The following is a 13,546-nucleotide window of genomic DNA, read 5'->3' as shown; positions in this document are numbered from 1 at the left end:
CAGTCCTGACGGCGAATGGATGCGCAACCGTGATGCTCTCAGAGGTGTTCCGTTATCCGGACTGCGGGTAACCATAGGCGGACGTATGCCATTTGGGACAGGGTGGATCACAACTCCCAATGCGCAAACCAGCGCACAGGGGAGGGCATTACCCCCACAGGCGTACTTCCCGGGCACGTTCTACGCGCGTCAGCCGTGTGGGATGCGGATTTCCCGTGTGATTCCTGCAGCGCAGGTGTCTGCCCAACTGCCCCCGTGCTCAGGTCAGTACGGGCGCGGGTACCCGTATCCGGACGGTCCCTGCGGTGCGCCGTGGGCGTCCCTGTCGTAGAACGGACGGGAGTTGGCGCGCAGCCACATCGCCACCGGGTCGTACTCGTCGGACATCGCGACCGTGGAGACGGCCAGTCCGTTGGGGACCGTCGCGATCGACTGCTGCATCATCGTGCGCACGGAGGCGACGGACGTCGGGCTCATGTCGTACAGGTCGAGACCGATGGTCAGGTACGGGGCGCCGATGGCCGGCTGCACCCACGCGCGCCGCAGCGACCTGACGGCCGGCGTGCGGTGGGCGTTCTGCGTGAGCAGCGCGTAGAACTGCGGGATCTCGATGGCCGGTTCCGACAGCCGCAGCGGTCCCGCGGGCATCAGGTCGAGGCCGGTGGCGATCCGGCGCAGGTCGAGCCAGGGAATGCCGACACCGCCGCCGGGGGCGTGCGGGTTGAGCCAGATGCCCCAGCGGTCGGGGTAGAGCGCGCGGGCGATGTCGCGGCCGGTGACGACTTCGTAGGCGCGGTTCCAGCCACTGGCGGCCAGCTCCTGGGCGGAGGTGACGCAGGGGGCGTAACCGAGGCCGTCGACTTCCATGTTGCCGTACTGCGCGTCCGGCGAACCGGACTCGCCGTGCCACAGCAGCATCCACAGCCGGTCGGCCGGACTCTCGGCGAGAGCTTGCAGAAGCGCCTCGTACGCGTCGTAGCGTCCTGGCGTCACCTGGCGCAGCATCTGCTCGACCTGCCCGTCCGCCGCGGTGCCTGACGCGCTCACTATGGGTCCCGCCCCTCTTCGATCCGCCATTCAACCGTCATCAAATCAGCTTAGGTGGCCGTTCTTGTACTGACTTGACGCCGGGTGTCGCCCGCGTGCGGGCGGCCGCGCGCACGGCCGCGTGCCGTCCGTCAGACGTATCCGCGCTGGTAGAACGGCCGTACTTTCTCCAGCATCCAGTCGCCGACCGGGTCCTGGGCCACGTCGAGCAGGATCAGATTGACCTGCCAGCCCACCTGTATCCGGCCGAGCGCGCGGCCGAGCGCGTCCAGCGGCGCGTTGCGCTCGGGGCCTTCCCAGGAGGTGAGCTGGACGCCGATGAAGAGAGAAGGGGCGTCGCCCTCGATGCTCGCGAGCGCGCGGCGCGCGGTGAGCACCACTCCGGCCGCCTCGAACTCCTCACCGGCCGCGGCCAGGAAGTCGACCGGCTCCTCCTGCCAGTCGGGCTCGAAGAGCCTGACCCGGCCGCCGGTCGCGGGACCGTCGAGCACCGTGCGTCCCGTGCGGCACAATTCGGCCACCGCGTGCGGCGGCAGCGGCATCCCCACCGTGCCACCGGGGTTGACGGCGATACCGAGCTGCGGGGGCAGACCGCGGGCGAAGTCGCGCGCCGGCGCGACCGTGAACGCCATGTGCGCGCCGACGCAGTCGAGGAACTGGCCCTCGGAGCTGAACACCGGGACGTACGCGCCGCCTTCGATCTCGACCGTCGGCAGGTCGAGGTCACGGCTCTCCGGGCTGCCGCCGTTGGGCAGCGGCACCCATACCTGGCTCCGCCCCAGGACCTCGACGAGCCGTGCGCCCGCCCCTTCGTTGCCGAGCGAGGCGGCAAGCACCTCTTCCAGCTCGTTGCCCGGCCATGCTGTGTTCAACGGTCTTCCCTCCACCCTCGTACCTGCCGCAGCACCATAACGCCGCAGGCGGCGCCCCGGGTGATCCGGAGATGTTCTCAACGCGGCGCCGTTGTGAAGGCGATACGTCCCAGCGCCCCCGCGGCGTGCCGGTCGAGCAGCACCGCCGAGGCGCACCCCGCGGGCAGCCGTCCCTCCTCCGCTCCGGCGATCAGCCGCCGCACCGCGCGGCGGTGCCGGGCGAAGGCGTAGCCGGAGACGCCCCGTCCGCGCTCGCGCTGTCCGGCGCGGGCGACATCGGGCGGCACGTCCAGCAGGACGAGATGGAGCCGCCGGCCGCGACCGCGGGTGACGCGCGCCAGCCAGAGGCGTACCCACTTCTGCGTGCCGCAGTCATGCACGACCACACCGGCGCCGGAGCGCAGCGTCCGCCATAAGCCGAGGTAGTGCGCGATCCGCACCAGAGGGCGGTAGACGGCGTAGGGCAGCGGACGCGGCATCCGGCGTTCCCAGCGGTCCCTGGCGTCCTGCGAATCGACCCCGCCGCCCTCGGCGGTCCGCCGGATGAGGGTGGACTTGCCGCTGCCCGGGAGGCCGGAGACCACCACCACGTCCCCGGACGCGAAGACGAGACGCCGGGGCACATCTCCGCCCCCCAGTGGCCCCCGGCGCAGATCGCGTACGGCCCGCGCCGGGGGCACCACCGTCTCGCGCGCGTGGGGCCGCCGCGCCGGCGGCACCCCCGCGGTCGTCGGACCCGCGTCGAACCGCCGTACCGCCATCCCCGTCCCCCTGCCTGCGACTCCACGGCCGGCACCCCGGCCCGGCACGCGCCCGTCACGGCCGGCACCGGCACGGTCGCCGCCGATCAGCCGTCCGGCCCATGAGACTTCCCACAAAGTGTAAAGAATTGGCAATGCCGCACAAGCCTTTCACGGCGGCGGTCCGGCAGCGGCGGCGTGCGCTCCGGAGTCCCGGGCAGGCGTCCGGCATGCGATGATGTGCCCGCCAACTGCATACCGGCCGTTTGAATCCGCGCGGGAGAGTCCCGGTCACCGTGTGTGCCGGGCGCCGAAGGAGCAAGTCCTCCCTTGAATCTCTCAGGCCCCGTACCGCGTGGATGAGGCAGATCTGAAAAGCGGGCCGCAGCCAAGCGGCCCCACCCAAGGTGCAAGTCACGACCATCGGTGCGTACGTGGTTACGCAGTACGGAGTACGCGCGGTCACGCGCGGGTCGCGACGAACCTCTCAGGTTCCGATGACAGATGGGGAGGACCGTCCTCACCGTCATGCCGTCCTGTCGTCACGCCGCCATGCCCTGGGAGCCCCACTGATGAGCACTGCCCCCCGACTCACCGCGCTCGACGCCGTGCACCGTTCGCTCGGCGCGACCATGACCGACTTCGCGGGCTGGGACATGCCGCTGCGCTACGGCAGCGAGCGCGACGAACACACCGCCGTCCGCACCCGGGCCGGTCTCTTCGACCTCTCCCACATGGGCGAGATCACCGTCACGGGCCCCGCCGCGTCCCAGCTCCTCGACCACGCCCTGGTGGGCAACATCGGCGGGGTGGCCGTGGGCCGCGCCCGCTACACGATGATCTGCCAGGAGGACGGCGGGATCCTCGACGACCTGATCGTCTACCGCCTCGGCGAGGACGAATACATGGTCGTCGCCAACGCCTCCAACGCGCAGACGGTGCTGGACGCGCTGACCGCCCGCGCGGCCGGTTTCGACGCCGAGGTGCGCGACGACCGCGACGCCTACGCGCTGCTCGCCGTCCAGGGCCCGGAGTCGCCCGGCATCCTGAAGTCGCTGACCGACGCCGACCTGGACGGGCTCAAGTACTACGCGGGCCTGCCCGGCACCGTCGCCGGCGTGCCCGCGCTGATCGCCCGCACCGGCTACACCGGTGAGGACGGCTTCGAGCTGTTCGTCGAGCCCCGGTACGCCGAGCAGCTGTGGCAGGCGCTGACGAAGGCCGGCGAGGGCGTCGGGCTCGTGCCCTGCGGTCTGTCGTGCCGCGACACGCTCCGTCTCGAAGCGGGCATGCCGCTGTATGGGAACGAGCTGTCCACGGCCCTGACCCCGTTCGACGCGGGCCTCGGCCGCGTGGTCAAGTTCGAGAAGACGTCCAACGGCGGCGCCTTCGTCGGACGTACGGCACTGGAGGCGGCGGCCGAGCGTGCCGCGAGCGCCCCGCCGCGCAAGCTGGTCGGCCTGATCGCCGAGGGCCGCCGCGTCCCGCGCGCCGGGTACCAGGTCGTCGTGGGCGGCGAGGTCGTCGGCGAGGTCACCTCGGGCGCTCCGTCGCCGACCCTGGGCAAGCCGATCGCGATGGCGTACGTCGACGCCGCGTACGCCGAGCCGGGCACGGCGGGCGTCGGGGTCGACATCCGCGGCACGCACGAACCGTACGAGGTCGTGGCGCTGCCGTTCTACAAGCGCCAGAAGTAAAAGCACCGGAAGTAAAGCACCGGAAGCACGGGCGCCCGGAAGCACAGGCGTCAGAAGCGATACGAGCGGTGTCCCGGGCCGGTTCCGGCATCCGGTCTCAGTCCGTAAGACGCTGTTCCCCACCACTCCCCCGCGTACAGGAGAATTCAGGTCATGAGCAACCCCCAGCAGCTGCGTTACAGCAAGGAGCACGAGTGGCTGACGGCCGCCGAGGAGGGCGTGTCGACGATCGGCATCACGGAATACGCGGCGAACGCCCTCGGCGACGTCGTGTACGTCCAGCTCCCGGAGGTCGGGGACACCGTCACGGCGGGCGAGACCTGCGGTGAGCTGGAGTCCACCAAGTCGGTCAGCGATCTGTACGCCCCGGTGACCGGCGAGGTCACCGAGACGAACCAGGACGTCGTGGACGACCCCTCGCTGGTGAACTCCGCGCCCTTCGAGGGCGGCTGGCTGTTCAAGGTGCGTGTCGCGGAGGAGCCGGGCGACCTGCTCACCGCCGACGAGTACGCCGCGTTCTCCGGCAACTGACGTGCCCCGGGCGGTCCGGCCCTTCCGGACCGCCCGGCAAGCCCCGGCAACTGACACCCCAGGGACTGTGATGTCTTCGAAGTCGCTCCTCACCACCTCGCTCCACGATCTCGACCCGGACGTAGCCGCCGCTGTCGACGCCGAACTCCACCGTCAGCAGTCCACCCTCGAAATGATCGCCTCGGAGAACTTCGCTCCGGTCGCGGTCATGGAGGCGCAGGGCTCCGTCCTGACCAACAAGTACGCCGAGGGCTACCCCGGCCGCCGCTACTACGGCGGCTGTGAGCACGTCGACGTGATCGAGCAGATCGCCATCGACCGCGTCAAGGAGCTGTTCGGCGCCGAGCACGCGAACGTGCAGCCGCACTCCGGCGCCCAGGCCAACGCGGCCGCGATGTTCGCGCTGCTCAAGCCCGGCGACACGATCATGGGCCTGAACCTCGCCCACGGCGGGCACCTGACCCACGGCATGAAGATCAACTTCTCCGGCAAGCTCTACAACGTGGTGCCGTACCACGTCGACGGCGAGTCGGGCCAGGTCGACATGGCCGAGGTCGAGCGCCTGGCCAAGGAGACCCGCCCGCAGCTGATCGTGGCTGGCTGGTCGGCGTACCCCCGCCAGCTGGACTTCGCGGCCTTCCGGCGGATCGCCGACGAGGTCGGCGCGTACCTGATGGTCGACATGGCGCACTTCGCCGGTCTCGTCGCCGCGGGGCTGCACCCGAACCCGGTGCCGCACGCGCACGTCGTCACGACCACCACGCACAAGACCCTCGGCGGCCCGCGGGGCGGTGTGATCCTCTCCACGCAGGAACTGGCCAAGAAGATCAACTCCGCGGTCTTCCCGGGTCAGCAGGGCGGTCCGCTGGAACACGTCATCGCGGCCAAGGCGGTCTCTTTCAAGGTCGCCGCGAGCGAGGAGTTCAAGGAGCGCCAGCAGCGCACCCTGGACGGCGCCCGCATCCTCGCCGAGCGGCTGGTACAGCCGGACGTCACCGAGGTCGGCGTCTCCGTTCTCTCCGGCGGCACGGACGTCCACCTGGTCCTGGTCGACCTGCGGAACTCCGAGCTGGACGGCCAGCAGGCCGAGGACAGGCTCCACGAGGTCGGCATCACCGTGAACCGCAACGCCGTCCCGAACGACCCGCGCCCCCCGATGGTCACCTCGGGTCTGCGGATCGGCACCCCGGCGCTCGCCACCCGCGGTTTCACGGCCGAGGACTTCACCGAGGTCGCCGAGATCATCGCGGCGGCTCTCAAGCCCGCGTTCGACCGCGATTCCCTGGCCGCCCGGGTCTCGGCGCTGGCGGACAAGCACCCGCTCTACCCGAACCTGTAGCAGTCCGCGGGCCGTACGCTCCATACGTACGTACGGTCCGCATCCGGGTTTCCGGGGCACCGCGCACACTGGACCGTGCACGCGCGGTGCCCCGCCCCGCGTACGCCGCCGCTTTCCGCACCACCCCGGCGGACAACGGCGTCTCCCCACCAGCTAGGAGTACCCCCGTGGCCATCTCGGTCTTCGACCTGTTCTCGATCGGCATCGGCCCGTCCAGCTCTCATACGGTCGGCCCGATGCGCGCGGCGAGCATGTTCGCCCACCGCCTCAAGAACGAGGGCCTGATCACCCACACCGCCACGGTCAGGGCCGAGCTGTACGGCTCCCTCGGCGCGACGGGCCACGGCCACGGCACCCCGAAGGCCGTGCTGCTCGGCCTGGAGGGCAACTCACCGCGCACCGTCGACGTGGAGAACGCGGACGCCGAGGCGGAACGTATCCGCACCAGCGGACGGCTGAACCTGCTCGGCGCGCACGAGATCGCCTTCGACGCCGACACGGACCTGGTCCTGCACCGCCGAAAGGCCCTGCCGTACCACGCCAACGGGATGACGGTCTTCGCGTACGACGCCGAGGGCACACCGCTGCTGGAGAAGACGTACTACTCGGTGGGCGGCGGCTTCGTCGTGGACGAGGACGCGGTGGACGAGAACCGCATCAAGCTCGACGACACCGTGCTGAAGCACCCCTTCCGCACCGGCGACGAGCTGCTGCGGATGTCCCGGGAGACCGGCCTGTCGATCTCCGCGCTGATGCTGGACAACGAGAAGGCGTGGCGCACCGAGGACGAGATCAGGGCCGGGCTGCTGGAGATCTGGCGGGTCATGCAGGCGTGCGTGTCTCGCGGCATCTCCCGCGAGGGCATCCTGCCGGGCGGCCTGAAGGTCCGCCGCCGCGCCGCCCACTCCGCCCGCCAGCTGCGCGCGGAGGGCGACCAGCAGGCCCACGCCATGGAGTGGATCACGCTCTACGCGATGGCCGTGAACGAGGAGAACGCGGCAGGCGGCCGCGTCGTCACCGCCCCCACCAACGGTGCGGCGGGCATCATCCCGGCGGTCCTGCACTACTACATGAACTTCGCAGCGGGCGGCGCCACCCCCGAGGAGAAGGAAGACAACGTCGTACGGTTCCTCCTCGCGGCGGGCGCCATCGGCATGCTCTTCAAGGAGAACGCCTCCATCTCCGGCGCCGAGGTCGGCTGTCAGGGCGAGGTCGGCTCGGCGTGCTCCATGGCCGCGGGCGCCCTCGCGGAGGTACTCGGCGGCAGCCCGGAACAGGTCGAGAACGCCGCGGAGATCGGCATGGAACACAACCTGGGCCTGACCTGCGACCCGGTCGGCGGTCTGGTCCAGATCCCGTGCATCGAGCGCAACGGCATGGCCGCGGTGAAGGCGGTCACGGCGGCCAAGATGGCGCTGCGCGGCGACGGCAGCCACAAGGTGTCCCTGGACAAGGTCATCAAGACCATGAAGGAGACGGGCGCGGACATGTCCGTGAAGTACAAGGAGACGGCGCGCGGCGGGCTGGCGGTCAACATCATCGAGTGCTAGGGGAATGGGCCCTGACCAGCGCGTTCGTGTCTTTCAGCGCTGTCAGGGCCTTCCCTGCTTACGCGGCGGAAAGTCCCTGGAGACTCCCTGAGGCAGACGTGAAAGTCCCTGAAAAGTCCCTGGGCAGTCCCTGAGGAAGGAGCTCTTGACCTGCAGGTTTGCGGTACGCGATCAACACCGGATGCGCCGCTCACCCACCACGGAGTGTATTAAATCGATCCCTCAGGGCCACATGAGGGGTACCATTTGATACATGGATGCTGCGGAAAACTCTCGCCTGGAACAGCGGCTGGCCGGCCTATCCCCCACATTTACGACGGCGCAGGCACGTCAGGCCCTGCTCTCCCCTCGCGATCTGGCGCACTTGGTCACGGAAGCGGAGATAGACGAACTGTCCCGTGGGGTGTACCGGCGTGCAGACGCCCCGGAGACCGCGCACGCGGATCTGCTGGCTGTGTGCGCACGGGCTCCTCGCGCCGTCGTGTGCGGTGAATCCGCCCTGGCCCTGCATGAGCTGATCGACGACATCCCCGCAGCAGTACACATCGCCGTGCCGCGCGGTACACGCCGCCCGACGATTTCCTACCCGCCGACCGTGGTGGCGCAGTACGCCGCGAAGACCTTCGACCTCGGTATCGAACGGTTCGAAGCAGCCCCGGGAGAGACCATCCCCATGTACAACGCGGCCCGCAGCGTCGTCGACGCGATGCGCCACCGCAGCCGCCTCGGCGAGACCCTCGCCCTGTCCGCGCTCGGCCGCTACCTGCGCCGGAGCGGGCGAGGCGGTGTCGGCGAACTTCAGCACTTCGCACGCGAGTTGGACGCTCTCTCCGTCGTCCGCCCCGCCGTAGAGGCGGTGCTCGCCTGATGGCCAACCCCACCCGCAACACCACCGCCGGCCGCGTCTACAACGACCTGCGTAACCTGGCCCGCCGCACCAGCCGGTCGACGGACGAGGTCATGGTCGAGTACGTCCTCGAACGGTTCCTCTACCGCCTGGCCTCATCACCCCTGGGCCGGGAGCACTTCGTTCTCAAGGGTGGCCTGCTGCTCGCCCAGTTCGGCGCACGTCGAATGACCCGCGACATCGACATCCTCGGCCGCTCGTTCCCAGGCACAGAAACCGAGATCATCCACAGAATCGCGGCCATCGCCGCCACCGAGAACGACGATGGAGTCGTGTTCGATCCCACGGCGCTCAAGACGGTTCCCATCCGCGAGGAGGACGAATACCACGGCCTACGCCTGTCCATGGCCGCCTCCATCGCCCGAGCGCGGCTCAAACTTCAACTGGACGTCAGCTTCGGCGACCCCGTCACGCCCGGCCCCCGGCTCATCGACTACCCACAACAGCTCACGGAGGAAAGCTTCCAGATCTTCGGTTACCCACTTGCCACCGTCATCGCCGAGAAACTCTCCACCGCTGTCTCACTCGGCGAGCTCAACACCCGCGACCGCGACTACGGTGACCTCTACCGCTTGCTCACACTCAACGACCTGGACGGCCAAGAACTCACCACAGCACTGACCGCCACCGCCACACACCGCGGCATCACCCTGAAACCCCTCAGCTCTACCATCACCGACCTCGGCGAGCGCCGCCAGACCTCCTACACCGCCTGGCGCCGCCGGCAAGGCCCCGCCGCAACCAGCTACCCCGAACGCTTCACGGACGTCGTCCGGCAAGTCACTGCCTTCGCAGACACACTCCTCAACGGCGACGCCGTCACCCTCACTTGGAGTGCGGCGACCCTCACGTGGTCATGAACCAGACCTGGCCGACCGACCAGGCCTTCGGGGGAACCCCGGAACCTACGCATGCCGAATTGTCCGATCTTGATCCGCCGGCTTCCATAGGCATCCACCACAAGAACGAAACACCTGGTCAGTGCTGGTGTCGGACGACCACGGACCAAGTTGGACCAGCCCAGATTTCCCACCACCTGAGACCACAACTGAGACTGAGGAGTTTTGAGACCACTGGCTCCTGGGGGCGCGCGTGGCCGACCTCAATATCAACGATCGTGTCAGCAACGAAGCCCCGATTCCATGGAACTCTCGTCGCCTGTCAGCCGATACTGACCCAACATGGGAAACGCGTGCGCGCGGTGCTGGTGAGCGAGACACCCAGTCGGCCTGCAGAGGGGACTGAGATGAGGGCACGCAGTAGGCCGTCGGGCAAAGAGAGGTCGACGGTCACCGTTCGCCACGGGAGTCGGCGGGTCCAGCGGTGACGGAATCCACTTTCCAAGCAAAAGGGGCCGGATCCGTCGCCGCCCATCACATCGGGACAGCGGTCACCGGCCCGGTCAACGTTCTGACGGCCGAGTTGCTGAGTTCGGCGCGCGATGTTCAGGCACCTGCCGGGCTCACCAACCTGCCGCCGCTCCCGCTGTGTTTCGGCCGCACGAATGAGCTGGACTGGCTGCGCGGCACGCTCGGGCAGTCGGCCGATGGGACTGCCGTCGTGCAGGGCCTCGGCGGCGTCGGCAAGAGCACCCTCGCTCTTGCGTATGCCCACGGACACCGCCGCGATTACAACGTGACGTGGTGGATTGCTGCCGCATCACCCGTCCACATCGAGCAATCGCTGGCCGACCTCGCTCTGCGGTTGATCCCTGTGTGGGCCGGCAGCGCAACTACCGAAGAGCGCGCCGCCTGGGCGACGTTGTGGCTGCAGTGGCATCCGGGGTGGCTGCTGGTCTTCGACAACGTTGAGGATCCGCCCGATCTGCAGCCCTACGTCAGCGCGCCTAACGGTCACGTCATCGCCACGAGCCGACGGTCAGCTAGCTGGCCGACCTCCATCGCAACGCTGGCCCTCGACGTACTCGACCTGGCTGCAGCGAATGATCTCCTCTGTAGGCAGGTGCTCGGGGCGACTTCGCCGACCCATCCGTCAGATACAGGAGACCCGGGCCCTCTCAGCCGATCTGGGGCAGCTTCCCCTCGCCCTGATGCAGGCCGGCGCCTACCTCGCGCAGAACCCGACGATCAGCATTGAACGTTACCGCCGACGGCTGCTAGGCGCGTTGGACAAGGCTCCCGAAGGTGTAGACCCAGAGCGCACGGTCGCCCGGATCTGGCGCCAGACGATTAGCACCCTCACGGAGCGCAACCCCCTGGCGGTCCGCGTCCTGTCCACACTGGCGTGGCTAGCCCCCGATGACATCCCAGTTGGACTGCTGACCTCTATTGCCAACGACAGCGACGACCTGCACGAAGCCCTAGGGGTGCTTGCTGTCTACTGCATGGTCTCCCTCACTCCGGACTCGGTGAGCATCCACCGCCTCGTCCAGACCACACTCCGGAACCAGTCGCCCATCGGTGACAGCGCGCCAACCGGCAGGTTGGAGGCCGAACGGCTGCTGAGCGCTGCGGTCACCTCCCTGGGAGAACCGCCCGACTCCGGCCGGTCCCCCACCTGGGATCGGCTGCTTCCGCATCTCGTCGCGCTCGCGGCCACCACTCCTGACGGACACGTTGACACCTTTCCCGCCGGCCGGTACGCGAGCGCTGCACTCTACCTCCAGGGCCTCGGCCATGACGGCCGCGCCGTTCCGCTACTCACGGCGGCCCTCGCCCGCTGCGAAGCGCTCGCTGGCGCCGAGCACGAAATCACCATGAAGGTCCGTTCGAACCTGGGCGACGCCTACTACGGAGCCGGGGACTTCGAACGGTCCATCGCCATCCTCGAACCGTTGGTCGCCCAGTGCGCGCAGGTACTCGGCGACTCGCATCCAGGGACGCTCACCGTCGCCGCCAACCTTGCCAACTCGTACCGTGACTCCGGCGATCTAGCCCGTGCCATCACACTCCACGAGGAGACGTTGGCCCGGCGTAGGCACGCACTTGGCAACGATCACCCCGACACTCTCGTCAGCTGCGAGGAACTGGCCCGCACCTACCATGCGTCCGGCGACTTGGGTCGTGCTGTCGCTCTGTATGAGGCCACACTCACGCATCACCAGCGATCCCTAGGACCAACTCACCCTGCCACGTTGAGCAGCCAGCAGGGTCTAGCGGCGGTCTACCTCGCTTCCGGCGACCTGTCCCGCGCCATTCCGATGTACACCGCCGTCTTCACACAGTGGCAGCAGGCGTTCGGCGACAGCGAATCCAAAACCATCACCAGCCGGAACAACCTTGCCTACGCCTATCTGATCGCCGGACGGCCTGACCAGGCAGCGCAGCACCTCGAGACGGCCCTGGTCCGATGCGAGGAGGTGTACGGCGAGGCGTACCCAGAAACCATTGCCATCCGTGCGAATCTCGGCTGCGCCTACCGAGACGCCGGAGACTTCACCCGTTCGCTTCCATTGCTGGAGACCGCGGCCGCGCAGAGCACCCACCTCCTCGGCGAGGGCCATCCTCAGACCTTGACCACCAGGAACGGGCTCGCGCAGGCATACCGGGCCGCCGGCCACGATGGACAGGCGATCGCCCAGTACGACACCATCCTCAAGCACCGTGCCGCGCTGCTCGGCGAGACCCACCCCCATACCCTCGCCACCCGAAGCGGCCTCGCGAATGCACACCTCGCGGCGGGCGACCCTGATCGCGCCGTCCCGCTGTTCGAAACCGTCGTCACCCAGTGCGAGCAGGTCTTCGGCGAGTCCCACCCTGACACCCTGTCCAACTACATCGGCCTGGCCGACGCACTACGCCAGACGGACAATCCGGCACAGGCCGTCCCTCTCTCCGAGTCAACGCTGGAGCGGTGCGTCCGTTCGCTCGGCGAGGACCACCCGCACACCGTGGTGTGTCGGAGCAACCTGGCCCTCGCACATCTCGCAGTTGGCGACGCTCCGCGCGCCGTCCAGGTCCTCGAAGCCGCCGTGTGCAACGCCAGCCTCATCTTCGGCGACACACACCCGCACACGGTCACCAGCCGGATAAACCTGGCCGCCGCTCACATGGAGTCCGACAACGCGGCACAGGCCGTCGCCGTCCTGGAGGACGTCCACGCCCAACTGGAGGCCAAACTAAGCCGCGTCCACCCGCAAACACTTCACTGCACCGCCATGCTGGCCCGCGCCCTCGGCGGGTCCGGCGGCCTCCCCCGGGCGACCGAACTGCTGGAACACAGCGTTGCGCTCGCGGAGAAGGAACTCGGCGTCACCCACCCGGACACAGTCAAGCAACGGCAGTACCTGGCTGAGATCTACCGCGCCAATGACCAAACTGACTTGGCTGTGCCGCTGTATGAAGCCAACCTCGCACTGAACCGTTCCGGGTTCGGTAGAGAGCTCAGATGTTGGTTGTGACCTGGGGTTTCGTGGTTGCGCGGTAGTGGTTGTTCTCGTATTCGACGGGCGGGACGTGGCCTATCTCACCGTGGAGTCGTCGGTGGTTATACCAGTCGACGTACTCGGCGGTGGCGAGTTCGACGTCGGACAGTGTCCTCCATGGCCGTCGGGGCTTGATCAGCTCGGTCTTGAAGAGGCCGATCGTGCTCTCCATGAGGGCGTTGTCGTAGGCGTCGCCGACGCTGCCGATGGAGGCTGCGATGCCGGCCGCGTCCAGGTGTTCGGCGAGCCGGAAACTCGTGTACTGCGACCCGGCGTCCGAGTGATAGATCAACTCTCCTGGTTGAACAGGGTGTTGGTCGCGGTCGCGCTGCCAGATCGCCATCTCCAGGGCGTCCAGCACGAAGACCGTCTCCTTCACGGTGTCCGCGGCCCAGCCGACGATCCGGCGGGAGAAGGTGTCCACGACGAACGCGACGTAGACGACACCGGACCAGGTCTTCACGTGGGTGAAGTCCGCG

General features: G+C 68.5%; 12 protein-coding genes and 1 riboswitch. Of the genes, 8 read left to right on the top strand and 4 right to left on the bottom strand.

All coding sequences use genetic code 11. The annotated features are described in order from the left end of the window. Nucleotides 1-264: 264 nt before the first annotated feature. The 3 genes from ACIP6N_RS22205 to ACIP6N_RS22195 form a co-directional block, all read right to left on the bottom strand. Entirely contained in the window at nt 265-1,047 is a 783-nt protein-coding gene (locus tag ACIP6N_RS22205) for an enhanced serine sensitivity protein SseB C-terminal domain-containing protein (protein WP_401817924.1), read from the bottom strand. A gap of 131 nt (nt 1,048-1,178) precedes the next feature. Beyond that, nucleotides 1,179-1,919: an enhanced serine sensitivity protein SseB gene (locus ACIP6N_RS22200; protein ID WP_401817921.1), complete on the bottom strand. Its 741-nt coding sequence runs from the start codon at nt 1,917-1,919 to the stop codon at nt 1,179-1,181. 77 nt (nt 1,920-1,996) lie between these two features. Continuing rightward, complete coding sequence (locus ACIP6N_RS22195) at nt 1,997-2,680, bottom strand: AAA family ATPase (protein ID WP_401817918.1); 684 nt, start codon at nt 2,678-2,680, stop codon at nt 1,997-1,999. A 246-nt stretch (nt 2,681-2,926) separates the two neighbouring features. Then, a riboswitch (glycine riboswitch) is annotated at nt 2,927-3,023 on the top strand. A gap of 208 nt (nt 3,024-3,231) precedes the next feature. Between ACIP6N_RS22195 and gcvT the strand changes: the two genes are divergently transcribed. The 8 genes from gcvT to ACIP6N_RS22155 all read left to right on the top strand — a co-directional run bounded on the left by gcvT (nt 3,232) and on the right by ACIP6N_RS22155 (nt 13,043). Further along, the gene (gene gcvT / locus ACIP6N_RS22190) at nt 3,232-4,356 is read left to right on the top strand and encodes a glycine cleavage system aminomethyltransferase GcvT (protein WP_401817916.1); all 1,125 of its coding nucleotides are present in this window, start codon (nt 3,232-3,234) and stop codon (nt 4,354-4,356) included. 153 nt (nt 4,357-4,509) lie between these two features. Then, nucleotides 4,510-4,887 carry a glycine cleavage system protein GcvH gene (gene gcvH / locus ACIP6N_RS22185; RefSeq protein WP_401817914.1) on the top strand — a complete coding sequence of 126 codons (378 nt, stop codon included), beginning with the start codon at nt 4,510-4,512 and terminating at the stop codon, nt 4,885-4,887. Between the two features lie 70 nt (nt 4,888-4,957). After that, complete coding sequence (glyA, locus tag ACIP6N_RS22180; RefSeq protein ID WP_401817913.1) at nt 4,958-6,226, top strand: serine hydroxymethyltransferase; 1,269 nt, start codon at nt 4,958-4,960, stop codon at nt 6,224-6,226. A gap of 167 nt (nt 6,227-6,393) precedes the next feature. Then, nucleotides 6,394-7,776, top strand: a complete 1,383-nt coding sequence (locus ACIP6N_RS22175; protein WP_401817911.1) for an L-serine ammonia-lyase — start codon at nt 6,394-6,396, stop codon at nt 7,774-7,776. A gap of 253 nt (nt 7,777-8,029) precedes the next feature. Then, the gene (locus tag ACIP6N_RS22170) at nt 8,030-8,644 is read left to right on the top strand and encodes a hypothetical protein (protein WP_401817909.1); all 615 of its coding nucleotides are present in this window, start codon (nt 8,030-8,032) and stop codon (nt 8,642-8,644) included. After that, a complete protein-coding gene (locus tag ACIP6N_RS22165; RefSeq protein WP_401817907.1) occupies nt 8,644-9,543 on the top strand; it encodes a nucleotidyl transferase AbiEii/AbiGii toxin family protein in 900 nt (299 codons plus the stop codon). The genes ACIP6N_RS22170 and ACIP6N_RS22165 overlap by 1 nt, the downstream gene beginning before the upstream one ends. Nucleotides 9,544-10,006: 463 nt before the next feature. Continuing rightward, entirely contained in the window at nt 10,007-10,780 is a 774-nt protein-coding gene (locus ACIP6N_RS22160) for a hypothetical protein (protein ID WP_401817906.1), read from the top strand. After that, nucleotides 10,734-13,043: a tetratricopeptide repeat protein gene (locus tag ACIP6N_RS22155; protein ID WP_401817903.1), complete on the top strand. Its 2,310-nt coding sequence runs from the start codon at nt 10,734-10,736 to the stop codon at nt 13,041-13,043. Before ACIP6N_RS22160 ends, ACIP6N_RS22155 begins: the two co-directional genes overlap by 47 nt. On the opposite strand, the gene ACIP6N_RS22150 is transcribed toward ACIP6N_RS22155, so the two are convergent. After that, nucleotides 13,027-13,546 (bottom strand): IS3 family transposase (locus ACIP6N_RS22150; protein WP_401817901.1); only part of this gene is annotated, 520 nt, incomplete at its 5' end. The genes ACIP6N_RS22155 and ACIP6N_RS22150 overlap by 17 nt on opposite strands.

Source organism: Streptomyces sp. NPDC088725, from assembly GCF_044751305.1.
Lineage (GTDB): Bacteria > Actinomycetota > Actinomycetes > Streptomycetales > Streptomycetaceae > Streptomyces.
Note: the sequence above shows the minus strand (reverse complement) of the source record. Positions and strands in the feature narration are given on the sequence as shown.